At 65.8% G+C, this 672-nt stretch carries 1 pseudogene; it reads left to right on the forward strand.

The features are described from left to right. A pseudogene (locus tag H577_RS16615) lies at nt 1-622 on the forward strand (DDE-type integrase/transposase/recombinase); the annotation flags it as partial. Nucleotides 623-672: the final 50 nt, after the last annotated feature.

Below are 672 nucleotides of genomic sequence, written 5' to 3' on the forward strand. Positions count from 1 at the left end.
TTCGGTGCGCAACAACGCGCACCTGAACGTGCTGGCCGCCCTCCAGCACGCGACCTCGCAGATCCCGTTCGAGGTCACCGGGCTGGACTTCGACAACGGGGGCGAGTTCATCAACCACGACGTGATCAACTGGGCCGCCAAACGGAAGATCTTCTTCACCCGGTCACGCCCCTACCGGAAGAACGACCAGGCCACGATCGAATCGAAGAACAACCACCTCGTCCGCCGTTACGCGTTCTACTGGCGCTACGACACCCCCGAAGCGCTGACACTGCTCAACCAGCTCTGGCCGCTGGTCAACGACCGGCTGAACTACTTCACCCCGACGAAGAAACCGACCGGGTGGACCGTCGATGCCGCCGGGCGGCGCAAGCGTGTCTACGACGACCCGAAGACTCCCGTCGACCGGCTGCTGGAAGCCGGGGTGCTCTCGCCCGCGCAACAAGCCGACCTGCGCGCCCGGCGCGACAAGCTCAACCCCGCCCAGATCGCCCGCCGCATCCAATCCCTCCAGGACCGGCTCACCGGACTGGCCCGCAACACCACCCTCGACCTCCAAGCCGCGATAACCACACCGCCGCCCGACACAGCCCGCGGCGTCAAGCTCCGCCAGACAGGCTAGATTCCGCGGGCATTCCTACATGAGGCACGGGAACCATTTCGCGGGCATCT

Source organism: Microbacterium luticocti DSM 19459 (assembly GCF_000422405.1).
Taxonomy (GTDB): domain Bacteria; phylum Actinomycetota; class Actinomycetes; order Actinomycetales; family Microbacteriaceae; genus Microbacterium; species Microbacterium luticocti.